At 49.0% G+C, this 18,504-nt stretch carries 30 protein-coding genes; all 30 read right to left on the bottom strand.

Annotated elements, in window-relative coordinates; all coding sequences use genetic code 11:
- Positions 1 to 23: 23 nt before the first annotated feature.
- The 30 genes from EIO64_RS04510 to EIO64_RS04365 all read right to left on the bottom strand — a co-directional run bounded on the left by EIO64_RS04510 (position 24) and on the right by EIO64_RS04365 (position 18,443).
- A complete protein-coding gene (locus EIO64_RS04510; protein WP_136890853.1) occupies positions 24 to 263 on the bottom strand; it encodes a hypothetical protein in 240 nt (79 codons plus the stop codon).
- Positions 260 to 697, bottom strand: a complete 438-nt coding sequence (locus tag EIO64_RS04505; RefSeq protein ID WP_136890852.1) for a DUF7211 domain-containing protein — start codon at positions 695 to 697, stop codon at positions 260 to 262. The genes EIO64_RS04510 and EIO64_RS04505 overlap by 4 nt, the downstream gene beginning before the upstream one ends.
- Positions 698 to 712: 15 nt before the next feature.
- Complete coding sequence (locus EIO64_RS04500; protein WP_249390800.1) at positions 713 to 1,501, bottom strand: terminase TerL endonuclease subunit; 789 nt, start codon at positions 1,499 to 1,501, stop codon at positions 713 to 715.
- Positions 1,498 to 2,457 (bottom strand): hypothetical protein, encoded by a 960-nt coding sequence (locus EIO64_RS04495; RefSeq protein ID WP_249390799.1) that lies wholly within the window; start codon positions 2,455 to 2,457, stop codon positions 1,498 to 1,500. Before EIO64_RS04495 ends, EIO64_RS04500 begins: the two co-directional genes overlap by 4 nt.
- A gap of 6 nt (positions 2,458 to 2,463) precedes the next feature.
- Positions 2,464 to 3,006, bottom strand: a complete 543-nt coding sequence (locus EIO64_RS04490; RefSeq protein WP_136890851.1) for a DUF7211 domain-containing protein — start codon at positions 3,004 to 3,006, stop codon at positions 2,464 to 2,466.
- On the bottom strand, positions 2,999 to 3,373 hold the full coding sequence (locus tag EIO64_RS04485; protein WP_136890850.1) for a phage head-tail connector protein: 375 nt from the start codon (positions 3,371 to 3,373) through the stop codon (positions 2,999 to 3,001). The genes EIO64_RS04490 and EIO64_RS04485 overlap by 8 nt, the downstream gene beginning before the upstream one ends.
- An 11-nt stretch (positions 3,374 to 3,384) precedes the next feature.
- Positions 3,385 to 3,693, bottom strand: coding sequence for an SH3 domain-containing protein (locus EIO64_RS04480; RefSeq protein WP_136890849.1), 309 nt, complete (start codon positions 3,691 to 3,693; stop codon positions 3,385 to 3,387).
- A 19-nt stretch (positions 3,694 to 3,712) separates the two neighbouring features.
- Positions 3,713 to 4,129 (bottom strand): hypothetical protein, encoded by a 417-nt coding sequence (locus EIO64_RS04475; protein WP_136890848.1) that lies wholly within the window; start codon positions 4,127 to 4,129, stop codon positions 3,713 to 3,715.
- A complete protein-coding gene (locus EIO64_RS04470; RefSeq protein WP_181446421.1) occupies positions 4,119 to 4,454 on the bottom strand; it encodes a hypothetical protein in 336 nt (111 codons plus the stop codon). The genes EIO64_RS04475 and EIO64_RS04470 overlap by 11 nt, the downstream gene beginning before the upstream one ends.
- Positions 4,455 to 4,988: 534 nt before the next feature.
- Positions 4,989 to 5,216 carry a hypothetical protein gene (locus EIO64_RS04465; RefSeq protein ID WP_136890847.1) on the bottom strand — a complete coding sequence of 76 codons (228 nt, stop codon included), beginning with the start codon at positions 5,214 to 5,216 and terminating at the stop codon, positions 4,989 to 4,991.
- 16 nt (positions 5,217 to 5,232) lie between these two features.
- Positions 5,233 to 7,923 (bottom strand): helix-turn-helix domain-containing protein, encoded by a 2,691-nt coding sequence (locus EIO64_RS04460; RefSeq protein WP_136890846.1) that lies wholly within the window; start codon positions 7,921 to 7,923, stop codon positions 5,233 to 5,235.
- A gap of 3 nt (positions 7,924 to 7,926) precedes the next feature.
- The gene (locus EIO64_RS04455; RefSeq protein ID WP_136890845.1) at positions 7,927 to 8,484 is read right to left on the bottom strand and encodes a PD-(D/E)XK nuclease family protein; all 558 of its coding nucleotides are present in this window, start codon (positions 8,482 to 8,484) and stop codon (positions 7,927 to 7,929) included.
- A complete protein-coding gene (locus EIO64_RS04450; protein WP_136890844.1) occupies positions 8,456 to 8,755 on the bottom strand; it encodes a hypothetical protein in 300 nt (99 codons plus the stop codon). The genes EIO64_RS04455 and EIO64_RS04450 overlap by 29 nt, the downstream gene beginning before the upstream one ends.
- 298 nt (positions 8,756 to 9,053) lie before the next feature.
- Positions 9,054 to 9,575, bottom strand: coding sequence for a hypothetical protein (locus tag EIO64_RS04445; protein ID WP_136890843.1), 522 nt, complete (start codon positions 9,573 to 9,575; stop codon positions 9,054 to 9,056).
- Between the two features lie 604 nt (positions 9,576 to 10,179).
- Positions 10,180 to 10,455 (bottom strand): hypothetical protein, encoded by a 276-nt coding sequence (locus EIO64_RS04440; RefSeq protein ID WP_136890842.1) that lies wholly within the window; start codon positions 10,453 to 10,455, stop codon positions 10,180 to 10,182.
- A gap of 4 nt (positions 10,456 to 10,459) precedes the next feature.
- Positions 10,460 to 10,651, bottom strand: coding sequence for a hypothetical protein (locus tag EIO64_RS04435; RefSeq protein WP_136890841.1), 192 nt, complete (start codon positions 10,649 to 10,651; stop codon positions 10,460 to 10,462).
- Positions 10,648 to 10,983: a hypothetical protein gene (locus EIO64_RS04430; RefSeq protein ID WP_136890840.1), complete on the bottom strand. Its 336-nt coding sequence runs from the start codon at positions 10,981 to 10,983 to the stop codon at positions 10,648 to 10,650. The genes EIO64_RS04435 and EIO64_RS04430 overlap by 4 nt, the downstream gene beginning before the upstream one ends.
- 174 nt (positions 10,984 to 11,157) lie before the next feature.
- Positions 11,158 to 11,424 (bottom strand): hypothetical protein, encoded by a 267-nt coding sequence (locus tag EIO64_RS04425; protein WP_136890839.1) that lies wholly within the window; start codon positions 11,422 to 11,424, stop codon positions 11,158 to 11,160.
- Position 11,425: 1 nt separating this feature from the next.
- Positions 11,426 to 11,776 (bottom strand): nucleotide modification associated domain-containing protein, encoded by a 351-nt coding sequence (locus tag EIO64_RS04420; RefSeq protein WP_136890838.1) that lies wholly within the window; start codon positions 11,774 to 11,776, stop codon positions 11,426 to 11,428.
- A gap of 11 nt (positions 11,777 to 11,787) precedes the next feature.
- Positions 11,788 to 11,997 (bottom strand): hypothetical protein, encoded by a 210-nt coding sequence (locus EIO64_RS04415; protein WP_136890837.1) that lies wholly within the window; start codon positions 11,995 to 11,997, stop codon positions 11,788 to 11,790.
- Positions 11,998 to 12,012: 15 nt separating this feature from the next.
- Positions 12,013 to 12,468, bottom strand: coding sequence for a nucleoside triphosphate pyrophosphohydrolase family protein (locus EIO64_RS04410; RefSeq protein WP_249390798.1), 456 nt, complete (start codon positions 12,466 to 12,468; stop codon positions 12,013 to 12,015).
- Between the two features lie 77 nt (positions 12,469 to 12,545).
- Complete coding sequence (locus EIO64_RS04405; protein ID WP_136890836.1) at positions 12,546 to 12,746, bottom strand: hypothetical protein; 201 nt, start codon at positions 12,744 to 12,746, stop codon at positions 12,546 to 12,548.
- Positions 12,747 to 12,834: 88 nt separating this feature from the next.
- The gene (locus EIO64_RS04400) at positions 12,835 to 13,563 is read right to left on the bottom strand and encodes a hypothetical protein (protein ID WP_136890835.1); all 729 of its coding nucleotides are present in this window, start codon (positions 13,561 to 13,563) and stop codon (positions 12,835 to 12,837) included.
- Positions 13,550 to 13,846, bottom strand: a complete 297-nt coding sequence (locus EIO64_RS04395) for a hypothetical protein (RefSeq protein WP_136890834.1) — start codon at positions 13,844 to 13,846, stop codon at positions 13,550 to 13,552. The genes EIO64_RS04400 and EIO64_RS04395 overlap by 14 nt, the downstream gene beginning before the upstream one ends.
- Entirely contained in the window at positions 13,846 to 14,175 is a 330-nt protein-coding gene (locus EIO64_RS04390; RefSeq protein WP_136890833.1) for a hypothetical protein, read from the bottom strand. The genes EIO64_RS04395 and EIO64_RS04390 overlap by 1 nt, the downstream gene beginning before the upstream one ends.
- The gene (locus tag EIO64_RS04385) at positions 14,172 to 14,654 is read right to left on the bottom strand and encodes a hypothetical protein (protein ID WP_136890832.1); all 483 of its coding nucleotides are present in this window, start codon (positions 14,652 to 14,654) and stop codon (positions 14,172 to 14,174) included. The genes EIO64_RS04390 and EIO64_RS04385 overlap by 4 nt, the downstream gene beginning before the upstream one ends.
- 28 nt (positions 14,655 to 14,682) lie before the next feature.
- The gene (locus EIO64_RS04380) at positions 14,683 to 15,975 is read right to left on the bottom strand and encodes a WDGH domain-containing protein (protein WP_249390797.1); all 1,293 of its coding nucleotides are present in this window, start codon (positions 15,973 to 15,975) and stop codon (positions 14,683 to 14,685) included.
- 17 nt (positions 15,976 to 15,992) lie between these two features.
- On the bottom strand, positions 15,993 to 17,228 hold the full coding sequence (locus EIO64_RS04375) for a DEAD/DEAH box helicase family protein (protein ID WP_136890831.1): 1,236 nt from the start codon (positions 17,226 to 17,228) through the stop codon (positions 15,993 to 15,995).
- Positions 17,225 to 17,530 (bottom strand): hypothetical protein, encoded by a 306-nt coding sequence (locus tag EIO64_RS04370; RefSeq protein WP_136890830.1) that lies wholly within the window; start codon positions 17,528 to 17,530, stop codon positions 17,225 to 17,227. The genes EIO64_RS04375 and EIO64_RS04370 overlap by 4 nt, the downstream gene beginning before the upstream one ends.
- Positions 17,520 to 18,443: an N-6 DNA methylase gene (locus EIO64_RS04365; protein ID WP_136890829.1), complete on the bottom strand. Its 924-nt coding sequence runs from the start codon at positions 18,441 to 18,443 to the stop codon at positions 17,520 to 17,522. Before EIO64_RS04365 ends, EIO64_RS04370 begins: the two co-directional genes overlap by 11 nt.
- Positions 18,444 to 18,504 lie beyond the last annotated feature (61 nt).

Below are 18,504 nucleotides of genomic sequence, written 5' to 3'. Positions count from 1 at the left end.
TGATTTAGCTCTCCATTTTGAATTCAATAGAGACTCGGTTCGATGATGTCAAGAAGATCGACAATCGACTTGCCATCAAAGAAACCATCAAGCAGCAATTCATCGAAATCGGAATAGTCCTTAAAGCTGTCTCCATACCACATGGTAAATGTAAATATGGAATTCTGAACTTCAGGCTCAACACCACACTTTTTTCCGTTAAACTCAAAGTAGATGCCCGTTCCATTCTCCAAAATAGCGGCTTTCAGTTCATTCAAAGTCATAGAATGTCTTCATTCTCCTTTCTCTCATCATCTGTTAGTTCACGCCGTTCAATGCGTTTCACACTGCCATCCTCATTCCACTCATAGAGATCAATGTGCTCCCCATGTTCGCCAAAAGAATGATGCTTCGGATTTCCGTGGTTGCTCAAATGAATGTCTTTTGCTTTCCAACCATCTTCATCGTAAAAACTGCGTACATCGACCTTTCCGTCATCTCGAACATGATCTGCGATAGAATTCGGGGCAGCTTGCTTTGGGGTGGCGCTATGCCCATAAACAGTTGTCTTTATTATACCGGGTTCTGTGGTTTTTTCAACCATTTGCTTCGGCTTATGACCCAACTCTTCTGGTGTGCGCCTGACACCCCACTTCATTCCTTTTACACCGTAATGCATCAGAAACAAGGCCGGAGATGGCTTGTTGTAAAAATCCATGTTCCACCTCGTTTCTTATTCAAATGCTTCCGGATTCCGCTTGTAAGCGATATAGGCATCCATCATAGCCGACACAGCGTCGATTTTCTGCTCGTACCGCTTCTTCATCAGCTTCCGGTTTCCGTTGGTATCTTCCATGGCGATGCAGTTACCCATGGCATAGGTCATCAGCTCTTCGTCAAAGAGGAGCATCCGGTCTTCGGCCAGCTTCTTCAGCTCACCCAATGGAACGGACTCCGTCTTTGCGCCCTGAATGACTTTCTCAATTCCGAACGGGCCGTTCTCAGCCGCCCAGCGTTCCACAAATTCCTTGGCGTTGTATGGGTCATAGCCAAAGCAGCGGACATCATACCCACACGCAACGATGTACTCGTCCAAGTCCTCATAGACCTGCATAGGGTCCAGAACCGTTCCATCCAAAACGACAAGACTGCCCTCATCCATAAACTGCTCATACTTATTACGCATAGCAGCGGGCAGCTTATTAAGTGTTCTGGAAGTAATGTAGTTTCTGGTCTTCACACCAAAGGAACCGTTACGTAGCGGGAACAAAAAGGTGAACGAACAGAAGTCGTCACCCTGAGAAAGGTCTCCGCCAAGCGCGCAAGCCATCTGCCAGTAATCGCGTTTGCGATGCGGCAGTGTCTCTTCGTAGGTGAAGTAATAGGTATAACCCTCCATCGGCAATCCGAAACGCTTGGCAAGAATATCATTCCTTGCGGCAGGCGCTTTCTCGGCGCGTTCCACATCAAGCTGATAAGTCTCGTAACTTACCGTCTTTCCGATGTTCGGGTTTGCCTTCATCCACATCTCCGGATAGCCGACCTCGTCGACAGAGTCGAGCTTGTACCACCAGATCGAAACATGCGGGTTTGGATAATCCCTTTGAGAATGCTCATAAGCTCCATTTTGATGGTATCGCCGGCGCCGTTACGAACAGTACCCTCCGAACTGGTGGCCACGATCAGATAGTCGTCCACCTTGGAAGCGCCCTGCTCAATAGCGCCGATAACATCCTCGCGAATGTCGCCGGAGAGCCACTCGTCTACGGTTGCGATCTTGCATCGAAGACCTTGCAGCTTGTTGATCGACATGGGGCGGATCTCAATGAGAGAGCCGGTCAGAAAGTTCTCAATGCCTTTCTTGGTCGAGGCCAACTTGACGCGGTTGGCCTGTGAACCAGTCGTGTTCTGGAGCGAGCCTTGTGTCAGAAATTGGAATACGGGGCCGCGGGCTCTTGTGATGGCAGTGCGGATCGGTGACATGACCTCTTCGGCAAGCTTCATGGTCGGAGCTGTCGTGATCTGATGGGTCGTACTTGTGTCTACATTCTCAAAGAATGATTGGATGCACGAATCATAGATCGACTTAGCGGCGCCTCGTCCGACGATCAGGTATTGCTTGTTCACAAGCCGCTTCTTGATCATCTTCTTGACATAGTGCCCACCTCGTCCGTCAGCGTTCGGCTCATAGACCGTGCGCTCCACAAAGTAATACCAGCCGAATACCTGCTCGCCCCACAGCTTGAAGCTGTCAAGGAGGTGAAGATCGGAACCATCCGTCAAGGTCATCTCTGCCTCGCAATACTTGATCCAGCCCTCAACAGCTTTATCATCGTAATAGATTCCTGGATTTGCGATCAGATCGTCGATCCGGTTCATCTCCATCGAAATCTCTTTGCAGACAGGGATCTCACCCCGAATCACTGCTTCACGAAACTTTCCGTAATACCGGGGAACAGCAGTATTCGACAGGGCCATCAAGTATTACCCCGCCTTCTTCTGCAACTGCTGAATTGCGAGAGCAATGCTCAGAGCCGAGCTGCCGACAGCCAAAACCGTTCCGGCGTTGTCAAGCACATCGGAAAGATAGCGGCGGCCTTTGGACACCGACTCCTTGGCAAACAGATCGTTGTACTGCCGTTCCAAAAGCTCGCGGTTGATCTGGTCGCGAAGCTCCTTGTCTGTCTTCTTGCTCAGGTCCATCCGCTCTTTCTTCGTAGCCTTGCGGCTGTCCTGATCCATCTTCTTCGCCCGATTGACAAGTTCAGAAGTGGCATCCACAGCTTTCTTGGTCGACTCAAGCTTGGAGGGCGGGGTCGGCTTTTTAGTCAGATCCTTATATTTGTTTTCCAGAGATAACCGATTGATTGCCTTTCTAAGGTCTTCATCTTTCATCTCTTTCACAGGATCTTTCTTCTCCTGCTGAGCGCGGCGTTTTCCCTCAGAGGTGTAACTGCCGTCCGAATTCTGAAAACGGCGAACACCCCATTTCTGGCCTTTGATGCCATAGTGGCAAAGTTCATCCATTTTGACTTTCCCCCTCTCTTGCAGCATTATCGGCCGCCACGAAAAGCCGCCACTCAAACTCGCTGATCTGACGGTTCATCGCGTCAACAGCAGAGGAAGCGGTAGGCAGGTCGAAAAGCAGCCGAACTTTAAGGTGCATATAAGATTTTACAAGGGCAAGCCGACCGGGGTCATCCTCCAGAAAGTCAGACCACTTTTCATCAGCCCCTGAAATGGCAAAACCTTTCTTTGGGCCAACTCCCATCTGCCCAAGAATGGAAAAGACGGAGTTGATGTGCATGATGAGGTCGGCGTCAAAGTGAGTGTAACTCTCGTCAATTCCGAGAAGCTTCTTCACTGATGTCAGGATGCTTTCAGTCGTATCCATAGATGCACTCCTTACTTGGAAAGGGCAATGTACTTTCTCATACAAAAGCCCTCGACCCCATCAGAAGTGCGAACTTTGTAAAAGTCTTCCGTGGACGCATCCAAGTCAACGCAGACCTGTGCCAGCACGTCAATGACGACCGCAACATCTGCGTTGATGTCGGGCAGCTTACGTACATTCAGATAGAGACAATCCGTAACAATACCGGAGCCAGTGTGCGGCTCATCGACCGCTTCTGCCTCAGTGCAGAGTTCCGTCACATCCTGACGCTTACCGCGAAGCTCCTGAATGATGTCCTGCTTACGAGGATTATTCTGCATAGTCGGTTCCTCCTTTGGTTTAATGTTTCCAGGGGCAAGTATCGTTCCTTGCCCGCTGCGGTGGTTCGGTGAGCAACAGATTTTTGTCACCGTAGTGAATTGCCTGATGCGTCTCATGGGTCGTTGTGATGAGATACTCAGGGTCGAGCAGAATGTCTGTCCGTTCCAGAAGATCTCTCTGCCGAATCGGGTTCAGATGGTGAATGATGACTCGACCAAATATCTCGTGACCTTCGATGCCGAGGTCGCAGCCAAGATCTCTTGCGATCACCGTGTCTCGGATCTTCTTCCATTCCAGCGACCTGTAAAAGACCTGGTTCATATAACGGTCGAAGCCAAAAGTTGTTTCGCCGACGATGCCATCAAGCCGAAGATACTCAAAGCGATCTTCAAAGGTTGGAAGAAGAACAAGTTCTGAATAGCTTTTAATATTCATCCTCTTCATCCTCCTGCCCCTGATAGCTCTTCATAGCCTTGGCCGCCTTAAGGTACAGATCTTCCATCTTGGCGGAGGACTCGATCGCTTCGGCCTTTGCCGCGGCAAGATCCCTCTGCTTCTCAAGCAATTCTTTTTCGATCTGGGCTCTGGTGGAGCCGAGTTTCAGAAAATGGGAAATCACCTGAGAGGAAGCAGTGCCGTTGCGCATTTGCTCTTCGGCAACATCAATGGCTAAGGCGATCAGTTGCTTCTCTCTTGCTTCAGGAGTAAGAGCCGCACGGGATTTAGGTACTTTCTCAGATGATCTTGCGGCCTTTGCCATCCTTGCCACCTCCTCTCGCTGTGTTTGATCATGGTATTCGCTGTGTTTTGCATCACTTATTTGGACTTTGAGACAGGGCTTGAAAGAACCCACAGAACTGACTGGCTGAACAAGTTGAAAGGAGAAATCCCCAAATGAAAGATGGAGGTAGAGAAAGCACTTGCATGACCCGGTCGTGGCAATTCCATGGAAAGAAGAACACATCAGGAGGTGAAATATCAGCCCTGTGGGCCCGTTCAAACCCTGTCTCGTCGCCCAAAACTCCCGCCGGCTGCCCCCAACCCCGAAAAACATTTTTCAAAAATATCCCCCGGAGAATTTTCAAAGACCGCCGCGATGCAGAGGGGGTGCTGTTTTTGCGACCCCCCCTATACCTTTTAGAAAGCAAGGTAATCTCGCTAAGCAAAAGGTGACTTGGAGTTAAAACTTATCGTGTTGTAAAAGCAGAGCAAAAGATAAAGCCTCCCGATTTGAGCGAAAGAGGCTGCTAAAGCCTTTATGCACTCACGGAAGGCGAATCCTTTGTGTCTGCTTTTACTTTTTGTAGATCCCAAGGGGATCGTATTTGATGATGTCGTCAATGGCACGCTCAAGTTCCTGTTCGTTTTCAGCATCTGAAAGCTGATCGGAGGTCCTGGCTATACGGGCCAGATAGGCGCAAGAGTGATAGCCTTTGCCTTCATCAAAGCGATACCAAGCATCGTACTGGGTAAAGGGATCATACGGATTGTCTGTCGTAGTTAGCGCGCATGATTGAGCCATTTTCTCTCACTTCCTTTCATGAATTCAGATACTTTGAAACGGCAGAAGTCGAAATTCCCAAAGCTTCAGCGATTTCAGCATTTGTGTTGCCAGAATTCGCCATTGCTTTGATTCTGCTAATGCGAGCATCGGACAACTGCGTTGTTCTTCTCGGCGTTGCTCGTTCTCTGACAGTTTTCGGTTCGGCATAGCGCAAGATCTCGCTCAAGGTTGTGTCTGAAATTGCACCAGACTGAATTGCAGTCCATTCACCATCGCTGATTGTAATGCGAGTTCGCTTTCCGCTTGCGCCAGTAGAATTTCTGGCATCACTGATAGCAGCACGACGGATCTTGGAAATCTCATCTTTGTCAGTAATGTTGTTTGCCTGAACCTTTGCTTTTACACGAGCATTTGCAATTCGTTGAGCCTCTCGTTCAAGAGGAGCATTCAACTGTGCGACCTTGAGAGCAGCCATAAGGCGGTTCACTTCGGGCTCAAAGGCCTTGGCCGCACTGGCAGAGCGCTTCAGAGTAGGGGTAGCCTTGTATTCAAGACGGGCCTTGTTGGCAAGGTCTTTCATCTTATTGGCATAGTCGGCATAGGCCTCTTCCTGAAGCGTTCCAGAAGACATCGAACGAACATCATCAACCGCGAGGATGCGTTTAACCTTAGTGGTTGCTGCTACCGTCTTTCCGGTACGGGGGTCCACATAAGTTCTGCCGGACTCCTTGTAAACGACTTTTCCTGTCAGAGGATCAATGACACCGCTGCCCTGACGCTCCGGTACCTCAACATCCTGCTTTCTACGGGATAAGAGGGTAGAGGCGCCACCATGGTGACCAGTCTCGTCGTCAAAGCCTTGATACTTCTTCTTGAGCTCGGCGATACCATTGTCTTTCTCAGACTGCCGGTAGTCGAGCTTGTGCTTGGCCGCATCAATGACAACCATGCTGTGTTTGACCGCTCTTGCGATCTCAGGCTCAGTAGCGCCTTTCAGAGTCATGTCAGTAATGAGATTTGAAATCTCACCCATCTGTCTCTGTGTAGCAGCACCCTTTGCAAGGAGCCGAACGCCAGTCTTGCCCTCAGTTGAGTAGTCAGTCTTAGGATCGAAGTCCTTCAAATCCTTAAGGGCGGGGGTAGATTGGATTTTCACCCTCCCACCGGTCGGAATGACAACGACCTGGTCGCCATCAAAGTCAGCACCAGAAAGACGCTCTGCAACCTTAGGGTTGATACCCACAGCATCCCGAATGTTCTTTCCGAGAACGGAAACGGCAGTCGGGTTTTTGTTATTGACCGTAAGCTCAGGGATCTCAAAGGTACCACCATGCGGATAGCGAATTAGCACGACCTTTTCGCCATCACGATAGTTCGGGGCAAAGATCTCGGTCTCTTTCATCGCATTGAGCGGTAGTATGACCTGCGTGCTCTGACGAGGGAGAGCAGCCGCTTTCAGATGGACAGCAGCCGAGTCGCACTCATCCGCAAAGTCTAACAGGAGCTTCCGCTTTACGGTGGGATTGTTCAACGAACAGATCTCCGAGAACTCATCAGCAGCATCAGCGTAAGTCAAATCCAACTGCTTCTTAATAAGCTGGATGGGCTGCTTGGAAAGGAACTGGGAAGAAAGATTTTTACTCATCTTGTCCCAGTCGCCCTCTTCTTTCAGCTTGTTGATCGCAGAAAGCTTCTCATTGCCGTCGGCGTCGATATAGTGACTCTGGCCATTAGCCTTAATCAAGGCCCCAAAAGGGTTGTCGGGATCATCCTGAATTTTCTTCAGAACATCCATCTTAGGTGTTCCGGTATGCTTGTTGGTGTTAAAGACAATGTCTGCGCCATCAGGCATATCGTCAGAATACATCGCCATTCCTTTGAGGTAATGAGTGCCATCTACAAGGATACGAACCTGAGCATAGTGAGAGTCTCCCAAATCAAGGTCAGCAACGCCGCGACGGATCTCAATGACACCGTCTTTCAGTGCGCCACCCTCATCGCCATAAAGGATCTTCACACGGCTGGAATCAATGCTCGCCGGATACTCACGCTTGTCCCAAGACTCGCCACCATCGGTAGAATGGTAGTCGCCAACAGACTTCACCAATTCAAGGTTCTGATAAACCTCTCTCTGGTCAATCTCAGGAACGGAAATAACGGGGGTGATCGTGCGTTTCTTCGGGTCGTTTACCTGGGGAACGCCGACGCCATAGCGGTTATAACCCTCGGTTTCCAAAATGAAAAGAGCCTCTTGAAGAACACCGGTAGAAACGCCAAGCTGCCGCTCAACGCCGGTGCCTACATCAATGGCTCCTTTTTCCGCAAGCTCTTTCTTCAGAATCTCTGCCGTGGCTTGCGCCTTATTCTTATTGGCTGCCGTATTCTCATTCAGCAGTGCGCGAACAGAAGAGTCATTCGCATAACCGAGGATTGAGGCGATCTCATCCAGCGTCTTACCGTCTTCCCGCAAAGAACGGGCACGGTCTGCCTGAAGAGCACGGCGTTCATGCTTTGCGACGCGAACCTGCATCCGCAAGTCAGTCGTCGAAAGATGAAGTTCATCAGCAATCTGTTTTTCAGTTTTGCCGAGCCGCTGAAGCTCTTCAACGCGAGCAAGAAAGTCGCCGCCATGTTGGTAAGGGTTATCACCGGAACCCCACGGATAGCGCCCAGAGCGCCGTTTGACGCCATAGTGCATCAGAATATCTTCCTCTACGAGGTCCATAGCTTAACCCTCCTCTTCTCTAATTTTGTTGATGACCTTATCGGCTGTGATGATCCTGTCCATGATTGGCAGAATATCCTCAACAGTCGGCTTATGGTACAGAATTTGGTCGTGCTGGTAGATACGCAGTTCCATTTCAATGTCGGCTGGACGAATATGATACTCCAAACAGAACAGAGCGGCATAGACCTCCAACTGTTCAATGTGAGCATCAATTTCTCCGGTCTTCAAATCATGGATGCGAAGAAAATTATTTCGGAAACAAATCGCATCGGTCGTTCCGAAACAGTTCGGGGAATAGTAGAGGATCTGTTCCGGCGTCATCTTATAACCGATAGCGTCATTCACATACATGTTCAGAGTCTTCTGAGACTTGGGAAGTTTCTGCCCCAAAAGAATACACTGAGCGGCGAATGCGTGAAGAACAGTTCCTTTCTGTGTTGCCAGAAATCTCACATAGGAGTCCGCGATTTTATCATCGGTGTAATTGATCCAGTGATACTTACTTGCACCAAGGAAGGCGTGCTGACCTTCAAGGTTGGAATGCCTGTTGAAGTTCATTCAATACCTCCTCTTTATTTTCCGGACACACAAAGCGAGAGAATGACATATCGTTCATCTTCTCGACATAGTAGTCCTGATTTGGGCGCTTCTTAGCTGTCGCAGACCTCTTGCATTCGAGGGAGGCCCACTTCTCGCCATAAAGAATCAACAGATCGGGAAGTCCCTGAATTTGGTCCATCTTGAAAACCATGCATCCAGGGAACAACGCTTTCAATGACTCGATTAAACGGTCTTGAAATCCGCTCTCAAGTCTGGAACTTCTGGCCACGAAATGACCTCCTTTCGACAAAAAATAAAATGGAGAGAGGGAAATGTGTAACACATCTCTCTCTTCTCCATAAAAGACCCTGTTTTTTCTGCGGAAGCCAAAAAGGGCATAAAAAAAGCCGAGACACCTTTTCAAGCGTCTCGGTTAAATATCCAGAGGGTCAGCTATTATTTCGCAGATACCGAATGAGTATCCAAATCAGCCACAGACCTCCTGTGCAGAAAGTAAGTATCACATCGAGGATCAGTCCACCAGTGCTACGCTTTCCGTTACCTTTACTCATGCTGTCTGTCCTTTCTCATAAATCCGTTATGTTGTCATCATCAATGTTGTTGCTTTCTTTCAGTGCGATGTTACCTCCAAGACTCGAAGCCAAAGCCGCGACAATGGCAGCAGCTACGCCGCCGATAACCCCAATGAGCTTCAAACGGTTCCTCGATTTTTCAGAGTCCTTATCCGCTACCGCCGCGGCAACTTCCTGCATCTGATCGAGAATATAAGTCTTCTGCTCAAATGTCAGGTCGTCGTTATCCAGCATTTTTTCAAGAGAATCCATCACGCGGTTATACATATCGTAACAACTGCGCATACTCTCTCGATCGTCTTCCATCGCTTCCTGGATGACGCTGCGGTACTCTTTCAAAACATCAAGTGAAGTCGAAGCGAAGTTCGGAAATTGCTCAAGAGCTTTCTTTGCAACTTCGGGGTTCATCTTCGGAACCATTGTCGCAAAAGCAATGACTTTTTCTTTTGTCAAATGTCTGAAATCTGGAATATCCAGTTTCTTGAGAACTTGCTGTTCAGTGTAAGGCCGTGCCACGCTCCGTCCTCCCCTCGTAAGAGTGCAAATAAAAAAGGTGCGCCCCAACGAAGAGACGCACCCTGCAAAAGCGCATCTCTCATTGCTGCGACACAATCCTCTTACCACCACTATGGGTATAACGAGTTAAGAGAGAAACACTTGTTGCCAAGTAATTCTCCCATAGTGAAGCGGATAAGAAGATTTAATTGTGTCGCAAGCTTAGTATATCACACTCGCGCACGAAAAGGAAGTCAGAGTTTTTTGAGGAAAATCAGGCTTTGGCCAAAAACCCACTTTTTCTCGTCACTTATATATTTTTTTTATATTTTTTCTTCACACTAATTAAAGAAAAAAGTGGGAAAGTGGGCAGAAAGCCCGCAAAGCCTTGTGTACCAACGGTTTCAGCCTGCCCACTTTTCAAATAAAACCGGGCAAAAACCCACTTTTTTTGGCCAGAACCGTCTCTACAAGTCTCTCAACCCGCCCAAATATATCAAGTTTCTGAAAGAAAGTGGGCAGAAGCCCGTTTTTCAAAATAAAAGTGGCCACGATTTTTGCGCATGAAAGAGCCCCGAATTCTATCTTAGATTAGACAGAACCGGGGCAAATTCACGCAGTTTTGCTAAAATGCTCTCCGCTGATAAGGGAGATTTTTTGCCATAATCGGGATGTAGTCATATTGATTGAATGACTTTTTGGAGTGTTTCTGAAGAGATTGACCGTACTTTTTAGGCGGCATTCCGTATCGGTTTGGCCAGAGCGCATCATCGTCGAGGACGGCTGATACAGTCACGGTGACAGCTTCCCACGCATCAACAATATCAGCAGCCAACTGATTGATGGCTTCGCTAAAGGCCTCGAATGCCTTCACAATATCTTCAGTAGGAAAGTTAAACATTTTTCTACCTCCATATCCGTCCGGACCGCTTGTCGATCAGAACGACACGACCTTCGATCTCGAAGTCCGCCAAGTCACACACATCCTTGATAGACCTGAGCAACTTCTTAAAGCGAAGCTCCTCGATTTCAAGGTTCATCATGGCCTGGTAGGCTGTCGGATCTGAGTAGCCCTCCGAGTTTTTTCGGTCGCTCATTGGTCACCTCTTTCTTTCTCCCACTTTTCAAGATCACAGCCGATCTCTTTCAGCTTGTAGGTACAGAGCCAGACATCGTCGCCCTGCTCCATCTCATAACGACGGATCAAAGCCTCGATGCCGCGGGAGAAGTTGTCATAGAATTTTTTAAGCCTCTTGTTGCCGAAGCCGAGCTGTTCACGTAGCTCCCACAGAACCAGAGCGTCGATCTCTCGGATATGCTTTCGATCGTACTCTGCGAGCTGTCGCTGTATCTCCATGTCCATAGCCTTTTTCTCGGCAGCGGACATTACGGCTCCGAACACTCTTTTTCCGGCTTTCTTTACTTTCATGAACGGGTCCTCCCATGATCCAGTTTTCTTTTGCGAAGAACATCGGAACTCCGAAGAAAAGAGAAAGGAGAAGGACCGTACCATCCCTCTCCAAAATAACAACCGGCAAAGATGCCAGCACCATCAATACCGCATAGATCTTGTTGCGGATCAGTTCGCGCTTCCACATAATCATTACTCCTTTATCAGTACGATGTTGACGGAATGAACCAGATATGTAGTTCCGTCAATTTTTACCTGAATCTGATCGCCGTCATCATAGTCTTTCCAGCTCTCGATTTTCCCGCTAATGACAGAACCATCGGGAAGAGCCAGGATAGCATTGTCATAGCTGAATGTCGTGTCGATTACTTGTCTATTACAACCCGTCAGGAACATCAGCATCATGGCGACAACGAGGAGGATCGCCGCAAGCATACAAAGCGCTCTCTTAGCTTTCATCTTACTTATCCTCCCCAACAGTATAGAACGGCTTGTCATAAGCGTACATAGTCGCATGACTCTCATCTGGTGCATCCATCTCCAACACAGTCATGATGGCATAGTTTGCGAGATCGAGCAGCGTATCACGAATGGACTCATCCGTAACTTGCTGCTGGTCGCGGTCATTGCAGGAAAGGCGAGACAGGGTCTTGAAGCGGGAGAACTTATCTCCCAGACGGATACGGGCCATAGCGAGACCTTCCTCGACGAAAGTGGTATGGAAGCTGTCGCCATAGTCGTGGTTTTTGCGTGCGTAGAGCTCGTTCAGCCCATCGCAGATTTCCTTATGTCTTAGAACTTTTTCGTTCATTGTGATCCTCCTTAGTCCTTCATAGGCGACAGGCCAAGTCGTGTCCGGTAGTCATTGTGAGAGATCAGACCGCTGGCTCTCATGTTGCGGAGTATCTCCTCGTCCGGCCACGGGAAGACCGAAACAGAAACACCACCATCAGGCGAAATATAAATGGACACAGAGCGGTCACGAGCCGCCATTGCTTCATCAATGATTGAGTGGATTTTTTTCTCATCCATTTTCACAAGCTCCTTTCAAATATCATTTGCTCTGCGATGCAGACTGTGCTCGGCATCGAAGCCCTCCGGATATCGGGCCCGGAGCTTCTCGATGTTGGTCTGCATGACCGTTTCCATGTTCCAGCCGAGAGCGGTGCAAGCCTCCGCAATCATCCAGAGGCAGTCGCCCAACTCCTTTTCCAGATGCTCAGGGTCGAGCTTGTGACCCTGGTACTTCTTCTGGAACAGACCAGAAACCTCGCCAGCCTCGGAAGTCAGGCCCAGGACAGCGTGCATGAGCATATCCTTCTTCTGGTCGTAGGGGATGCTGCATGTCCGTATAGCCAGCTTCTGGTACTCGTTGGGCATCATCCGCTTTTTCTCGTTCTCATAGGCCGTGACAAGGAACTCCACGCACTTGGAGAAATCCTGCTTCGGCCCGTTACACCAGCCACTGTAGCTTGGACACTGGTCTTTGTATTGACAAGACATAATTAAACTTCCTCCTCAAAAAGAATATAAAAAGAGAAGAGCCTGTGTTTCCACAAGCCCTTCCCTCTGGGTAGAGATTAGAATTTCAGCTTTTCGTTGATCTTCGCGATTTGCTTCTCAGCCTTTTTCTGAATCTCGGTGTTCCCGGCTGCGATTGCCAGGTCAAGGATTTCCTGCCAGTCTTCTAACTGGTCAAGCAGCATACCCTTGTACTGGTTATCTGTCATACCCACAGAATCACCACCATCCAGAAGGTGAGAATCGTTGCGTTCAGCCATAGCCTAACAACCTCCTTCCATAATAGGCGATGTACTTTTTGCGCATGATTTCTTTTTTTATGATTGTATCATAACAGCCGGAGTTGTGTCAAATGGCAGTGCCAGTAATCAACGCAGAATAAGGCAGACTTTCAATCCGGTCACAAAGTGTATGCCATTCATCGAGCTTGTGATGCCGACGGGATTTGTAGATATTGGCCAGAACCTCATAGTTCAGCATGACCGTCCGCTTCTGGTTGTAGGAACTGGGGAGAAGCTGGATCATCTGCCACCAAATATCCTTGGCGGGGAGGCCGGTGTATTCCTCAGTCTTCGTCGCTGCAAGATATTTTTCGCGATAGTGATTTAGCACATCAATCGTCATGCCAAGGACTTCCATGGGCCCCGTATCTCTGTGATCGGTTCCTCCGATTTCAATACGGACATCGAGGTCATCAACCAGATGCTCGTGACTGAAGTCATCCAGTGTAAACTCCTTTGCTGCGATTTTGTGCATCGTAGAGCAGGAGTTGGCGACCGTACCGACCTTATAGGTGTCGAACTCTTTCCACCAGTACAGCGGGGCGGTGATGTCGAGATAGACGGTAATCATCCGCATGAACTTGCGATGATCCGTACCAGCGTTGCGGAGGGCCATCATGAGTTGCTTATCGTTGGGGCCAATGCAGAAATTTTGCTGGCATTCTCCGCAACATTTTTCTTTCCCATAAGGACATTCTGGGCCGCTATCACTCTTCTCCCATGAGTTCTTAGGGTTCCTCATGCCTCGAATGGCGTGTTCCCAACCGAGAACTTCGGCGTTTTCAATCTTCAGCATTTGCTTCTCCTTTCCTTAATGCCTCATGGTGCTTTGCCATCTCACAAAGTATCGCGTTCTCCTCATCACAGAATTTGATAGAAGACGGACCAACACGACGAACGCCGTCTTCGAATTCAACAATTCCAAAAACCTGCCCGTTTTGTCCGCCAGGATGACCTCCACGAAGAGGGCTTGCGTCGACAACCTTGCTCCACTGCTCCCAACGGTGAAAATATCCGAGCTTACCATTGACTTCGCAAAGGCGCGTCGGAAACTCAACATTCATTTTAATTCCAGCCATTACAAACCTTCTTTCTGTTGGCCGCGAAGAACTTCAATGCAGTCGCAGTCAACCGTAGCAGCTTCGACATTCATAGCAGAGAGCATCATCTGAAGCTCGTCTATGAGATACTTCTCGCTCTTACCAAGGCCGCCACTTGCGAGAAGACGGATGTAGTTCGTCACCGTGATAGGAACAGGAATTTTCTTACCCATCTGAGCAGCGAGCAACTGAATGTACTTGGCCATCGGATAGGTAGCCACAACGATGGTGGCGCCGGTCTTTTCAGACATTTCGATGAGCATGGTTGTTTTGCCACTTTGCCGTTCGCCGATATAAATTGTGCTCATTTGGAAGTCTCCTTCCTCGTCCGTGCCAAGACCTTCTTTGCCTGAGAAGTGGAGCCAAAGACTCGCTTCGTAACGGCAGCACAGAACCCGGCATAGGGATCATTGTGGTCACCCTCGCCACAAGAAACGATAGTCTTGGTTCCGTCGAGCCAGAACACGATCGTTTTAGGACCACTGAAAATGACCTGCTTTACGCCGAGCGATGCCCTGGGGGCTCCGAAAGTGAAGTTGAGGAAAGCCTTAGCAAGAGCCGCCGGAATGATTGCATCATTGCGCTTCGGCACATCAAAGAGTGAAGGTGTCACATTCTCTTTCTTGAACCAGAAGAGGCCGTATTTGCTTGCATGGTTTTTAAGGCCGGCAAACTCCACTCCGACCCGATCATCTGTAAACTTTTTAATGATGCCGAGTTTCCCGGTGTATTTACCACCGTACTCGTCACCGGATTTAATGCTGACTATTGTATCAATGGGGATCATATTTCTTTCTCCTTTCAAATATCAGTGGTTACTTTTTGTCGATCCTGTTGGCTTTCCGCTCCTCGTACTCAGCATGCTCGATGCGAACCATGCCGTCCGGACCATCTTTGAAATATCCGTTCAGATCAACGACCTCGCCATTGGGAAGAATAAGCTGGAGATAGCCGACGGTATCGAAGTCGCCATTTTTCTCATCGGTCAGAAACTCTTCGACGATGATCTTGAACTTCTTGTCCGCAGGGAAGTACGGAAGCGTGATGGGATACATCTTGTCGATAAGGCGAGTACCGAAGCCGTTTCTGAACGGAATATCAGGGCTTTCTTTGTTGATGAGCTGAACACGGTTGACATCCGAGTAAGTGACCGTACCGTCCTCGGCGACATCCTTAAACAGGCTGCTCATGCGCTTGCACTGGAAGTGCTGGATAGGATCGTTCTCACCAAACTCGACCTTAGTCCAAATATCAGGATCGTCCTCAATGGGGGTAAGGCATTTGCCGTCGATGAGGCGGTTCAGGATGCTCTTGGTGATCTGAATGCTCATACCGGAGTGGCCGTCGCGTTCCAAAGACCGATACGCTCTGAGGGCACTCTCATAGCACGCAACACCGTAATCCCAGTCGTCTTTATCTTCGGCACTTTCGCGTTCTTTCTGAGAAGCAATAGCAACTTCACGAGCCGCCCAATCACTCTCGTCATCCGTAAGGGACAGTACCCGCTCGACATCCTTATCGGTATGGCCGTCCCACTCAGGGGCAGTGGCCACCTCTTTGCAGTGGAACAGGTCCCAGTCCTTGTCCTCGTAATGATAGGTATAGGGCCCCTTTGGCGTGTCGATGCCAACGATGAACCAGCCTCCTCCAAAGGGAGTCTCGCCATCCGAATGCTTGTGGGATTTCCAAGCAAGCGTCGGGAAAGTGTTCACCAAGGCCGTGAAGAGGATGAGCCGCTGATGATAGAGGGAATTGAAAGTGTGGAACCCGTCAGAGAATTCTCCGATATCTTTCTCGGACATCAAGACTGCGCGATCATCCCAATACTCGTTGGCGAAGATCTTCCGGCAGTCAGTCCCAAATGCTTTTGTTATTTCGGGCAGATTCTCATTGACAGCATCGAGGTGGATGCCCTGCTCCTTGCAGAACGAGAGTGCTTTTTCCAAAGGTTCGCCGACGCGGTTCGTCCAAAGAATGATTTTGGCGCCAGCTTCCTGTTCGGCCTTAACCTTGGCGATGTTTTTTTCAATCGGCGCACCGATCTCAGGCCATTTGTTTTCAACCAAAGTGCCATCGAAGTCGACAGCAATAATTTTTGCGTTATTCATAATTTCTCCTTTTCATGTCATGCAGCTTTCGGCATCGGCGCAGTAGACCACCCAACAAAGCGACCCTCATTGAAGTTCTTCTTCTCCTTGAGTGCCTTGCTGATCGCCAGATCAATGCCGGAAAAGCTCTTTAGATGGAAGTAATAAAGGTCACTGAATGGCGTCGTCAGACGGTCGATTCGTCCGGAAGCCTGAACCATGACCTTATAGGAATAGTTCTGCGAGTAGAAGATGATCGTATCAGTGGTAATGCAGTTCCAGCCCTCGCAGCCGGCCGTGTACTGCACGAGATAAACCCATTTGTCGCCGGTCGGGATCTCTTGATGCTTGTGACCGTTCCATTCAGCGACTTCAGTCCCATCGGGGTAACCAAGATTTTTGAGAATATCAAGCTCGTAGTCGAAATTGTAGAAGATGATGACTTTAGGGTGATCTTCCATGATCTCCAGCACGGCCACGCTTCGGGACTCGTCCGAATTTACCACGCGGCGCCAGTTCATACAAAGCTCAGAAGCCGTTTCAATAGGACGGTCTTCCCAAGGGTTCCAGCGGTTTCGAGAAATATCTTTGTAGAGCGGAATGTTGTAGGAAACAGGCACATCCTGATGATGCGATGTGGTGTGCCGCTCGAACTCCATCGTCACGAGAATGCGATTGCGCAGACGGATCAGCCGTCCGGTGTTGAGGTATCGGTCAACCTTTGGATACTTCGACCTCCAGTCATAAACCACATGCTGGTCGATGAAATCGGTCTTGTTCCGGTAGAACCCATTTGCGATGAAGACGGGGATATAATCCTGCCAGGTATCCCCAGGGGTAGCTGAGAGCAAGATCCATTTGTTCACTTTCGCGATTTTCAGGAATGCTTTTGTCCAAGCTCCGTAACCGACGACACGCTGCTCGTCAAATATAAAGAAACTGTTTTTTACATCTTTGTATTTGCCGATGTTGTTCCACGAGTCGATGATGACCTTGTTCTTGTAGTAATTGCAGTCCTCATGGGTGGAGAGCAGGAATGGAGCCAACTCGTCCTCCCATTCACAGGTATCGCGCTTGCGTGCCGTGGTGATGATGTAAATATCAAGCGGATTTTTCATCGGCGCATCAGGAATATCGAGGTTTCCGCCCTGCTGAAGATAGTAATAGGCGAGAGCAGTTCTGGATTTACCGGAACCGACCCCGCCGCATAGAATGCAACCGTTCTTCATTTTTTCAAGGGCGCTGCGCTGATGATCGTACAGACTGATACTCATGACTTAGCCATCCCGATTAACGCTTCAATATCTGAAAGAGACAGCTCAAGGTCACTCCAGTCATAGTCCTCATATCCATCCTCTCCAAGATCTCTTGTCGGAGATACCATTACGGTTGCCGCATAAGCTTCGGGGCAATTCAGCGGATACTCAACACTGATTTCAGTGTGAACAGCATCAGGATAGAGGCCTTCGAGCCATTCTTTTGGCGCGATAAAGTAGAGAGTCATCGTCTCGTACTCATCGCTTTTGTATTGGTCTTCAAGAATGACTTTTTTCGTGTCAAAATCTTTAATGGTCATCGCTTTCACGTTCCTCTCGCAAAATATCCATCATTTGACTGACAACTCGACGAGTATGCCAAACATCGCTAAAATACATGGGCGTAAACCAGTAGTTCTCCAAAGAGTCACCATTTCTGATCGGATCGGTAAGAGAATTGCCGACCTTGACGAACCCGGCGACGCCGAGGAGCGATAACTGAATATAGCACATGAGCGCGACTGTCTCCTCGATGTCCTGAGCCGAGAAGAGAATATGGTTCTGGAAGTTAAAGCCGGCCTTTTCAAGGTCGTTCCGTGCTACATTGGCAGCAGCTATCAAAGTTGCACCACCTCCGCAGCAATCATCGTGAACGGTGATAAAGCCGCTTTTTTCGACCTGTTCCGCAACATTACCCATTGTCGCAAGCGCCATGAAGTGACAAACATTATAAGGAGTAAATATCTGCTTAAGTTCGTCGCTTCCGAGCCTCATCCGCATATAGACTTCACCAAGAAAGTCCTGGTCCGGATTTTTCTCCAACGCGACCGTCATTTCGGCAAGAAGCTCCGGGAATAACGCCTGCTCTTCTTTGCGGTACTTGGCGATGGCTTTCAGATAACGGTCTTCTCGCTCATCATAATGTGTCTTATCAACAGCATTGGAGAATGCGCAGGCCGTCATCAGAACGAAGTCCTTCCAAATGTCCCACGGTCGATTTCGCTCGGACACGAGCTTGTTGAATGTCTCGATGAAATACTTCTTGTCGTCCGCCCTTGGCGAGGAAGCTTTTTTCGGAGCCGGCTTTTGTGGCTCTTTTTGCTGATTTGCTGAAATATCAATTTTCGGTATCTCAGGCGGAATGAACGGCTTTGGCTCATACTTTGGGAGCGACTTAGCCGGTTTCGCCTTATGAACCGCTTTCTTCTTTTTCTTAGGTTTCCAGAAAGGCATGGGGTCCTCCTTTCAAAAAGTTAAAGGGACGCCGGCTACCTCCTAACCAGCGTCCCCGCAA

Origin of the sequence: Dysosmobacter welbionis, from assembly GCF_005121165.3 — a bacterium.
Lineage (GTDB): Bacteria > Bacillota > Clostridia > Oscillospirales > Oscillospiraceae > Oscillibacter > Oscillibacter welbionis.
The sequence above is the reverse complement of the archived record's forward strand: the minus strand, read 5'-3'. Positions and strand labels throughout refer to the sequence as shown.

Excerpts from the sequence above, each read along its gene's own strand:
- EIO64_RS04415 (WP_136890837.1), bottom strand. The coding sequence starts at position 11,997 with ATGGATGAGAAAAAAATCCACTCAATCATTGATGAAGCAATGGCGGCT.
- EIO64_RS04440 (WP_136890842.1), bottom strand. The coding sequence starts at position 10,455 with ATGTTTAACTTTCCTACTGAAGATATTGTGAAGGCATTCGAGGCCTTT.
- EIO64_RS04365 (WP_136890829.1), bottom strand. The coding sequence starts at position 18,443 with ATGCCTTTCTGGAAACCTAAGAAAAAGAAGAAAGCGGTTCATAAGGCG.
- EIO64_RS04460 (WP_136890846.1), bottom strand. The coding sequence starts at position 7,923 with ATGGACCTCGTAGAGGAAGATATTCTGATGCACTATGGCGTCAAACGG.
- EIO64_RS04455 (WP_136890845.1), bottom strand. The coding sequence starts at position 8,484 with ATGAACTTCAACAGGCATTCCAACCTTGAAGGTCAGCACGCCTTCCTT.
- EIO64_RS04380 (WP_249390797.1), bottom strand. The coding sequence starts at position 15,975 with ATGAATAACGCAAAAATTATTGCTGTCGACTTCGATGGCACTTTGGTT.
- EIO64_RS04385 (WP_136890832.1), bottom strand. The coding sequence starts at position 14,654 with ATGATCCCCATTGATACAATAGTCAGCATTAAATCCGGTGACGAGTAC.
- EIO64_RS04490 (WP_136890851.1), bottom strand. The coding sequence starts at position 3,006 with ATGGATGAACTTTGCCACTATGGCATCAAAGGCCAGAAATGGGGTGTT.
- EIO64_RS04420 (WP_136890838.1), bottom strand. The coding sequence starts at position 11,776 with ATGAACGAAAAAGTTCTAAGACATAAGGAAATCTGCGATGGGCTGAAC.
- EIO64_RS04510 (WP_136890853.1), bottom strand. The coding sequence starts at position 263 with ATGACTTTGAATGAACTGAAAGCCGCTATTTTGGAGAATGGAACGGGC.
- EIO64_RS04495 (WP_249390799.1), bottom strand. The coding sequence starts at position 2,457 with ATGGCCCTGTCGAATACTGCTGTTCCCCGGTATTACGGAAAGTTTCGT.
- EIO64_RS04425 (WP_136890839.1), bottom strand. The coding sequence starts at position 11,424 with ATGAAAGCTAAGAGAGCGCTTTGTATGCTTGCGGCGATCCTCCTCGTT.
- EIO64_RS04400 (WP_136890835.1), bottom strand. The coding sequence starts at position 13,563 with ATGCTGAAGATTGAAAACGCCGAAGTTCTCGGTTGGGAACACGCCATT.
- EIO64_RS04500 (WP_249390800.1), bottom strand. The coding sequence starts at position 1,501 with ATGAAGGCAAACCCGAACATCGGAAAGACGGTAAGTTACGAGACTTAT.
- EIO64_RS04405 (WP_136890836.1), bottom strand. The coding sequence starts at position 12,746 with ATGGCTGAACGCAACGATTCTCACCTTCTGGATGGTGGTGATTCTGTG.
- EIO64_RS04470 (WP_181446421.1), bottom strand. The coding sequence starts at position 4,454 with ATGGCAAAGGCCGCAAGATCATCTGAGAAAGTACCTAAATCCCGTGCG.
- EIO64_RS04390 (WP_136890833.1), bottom strand. The coding sequence starts at position 14,175 with ATGAGCACAATTTATATCGGCGAACGGCAAAGTGGCAAAACAACCATG.
- EIO64_RS04465 (WP_136890847.1), bottom strand. The coding sequence starts at position 5,216 with ATGGCTCAATCATGCGCGCTAACTACGACAGACAATCCGTATGATCCC.
- EIO64_RS04435 (WP_136890841.1), bottom strand. The coding sequence starts at position 10,651 with ATGAGCGACCGAAAAAACTCGGAGGGCTACTCAGATCCGACAGCCTAC.
- EIO64_RS04395 (WP_136890834.1), bottom strand. The coding sequence starts at position 13,846 with ATGGCTGGAATTAAAATGAATGTTGAGTTTCCGACGCGCCTTTGCGAA.
- EIO64_RS04475 (WP_136890848.1), bottom strand. The coding sequence starts at position 4,129 with ATGAATATTAAAAGCTATTCAGAACTTGTTCTTCTTCCAACCTTTGAA.
- EIO64_RS04480 (WP_136890849.1), bottom strand. The coding sequence starts at position 3,693 with ATGCAGAATAATCCTCGTAAGCAGGACATCATTCAGGAGCTTCGCGGT.
- EIO64_RS04505 (WP_136890852.1), bottom strand. The coding sequence starts at position 697 with ATGGATTTTTACAACAAGCCATCTCCGGCCTTGTTTCTGATGCATTAC.
- EIO64_RS04410 (WP_249390798.1), bottom strand. The coding sequence starts at position 12,468 with ATGTCTTGTCAATACAAAGACCAGTGTCCAAGCTACAGTGGCTGGTGT.
- EIO64_RS04430 (WP_136890840.1), bottom strand. The coding sequence starts at position 10,983 with ATGAAAGTAAAGAAAGCCGGAAAAAGAGTGTTCGGAGCCGTAATGTCC.
- EIO64_RS04375 (WP_136890831.1), bottom strand. The coding sequence starts at position 17,228 with ATGAGTATCAGTCTGTACGATCATCAGCGCAGCGCCCTTGAAAAAATG.
- EIO64_RS04485 (WP_136890850.1), bottom strand. The coding sequence starts at position 3,373 with ATGGATACGACTGAAAGCATCCTGACATCAGTGAAGAAGCTTCTCGGA.
- EIO64_RS04370 (WP_136890830.1), bottom strand. The coding sequence starts at position 17,530 with ATGACCATTAAAGATTTTGACACGAAAAAAGTCATTCTTGAAGACCAA.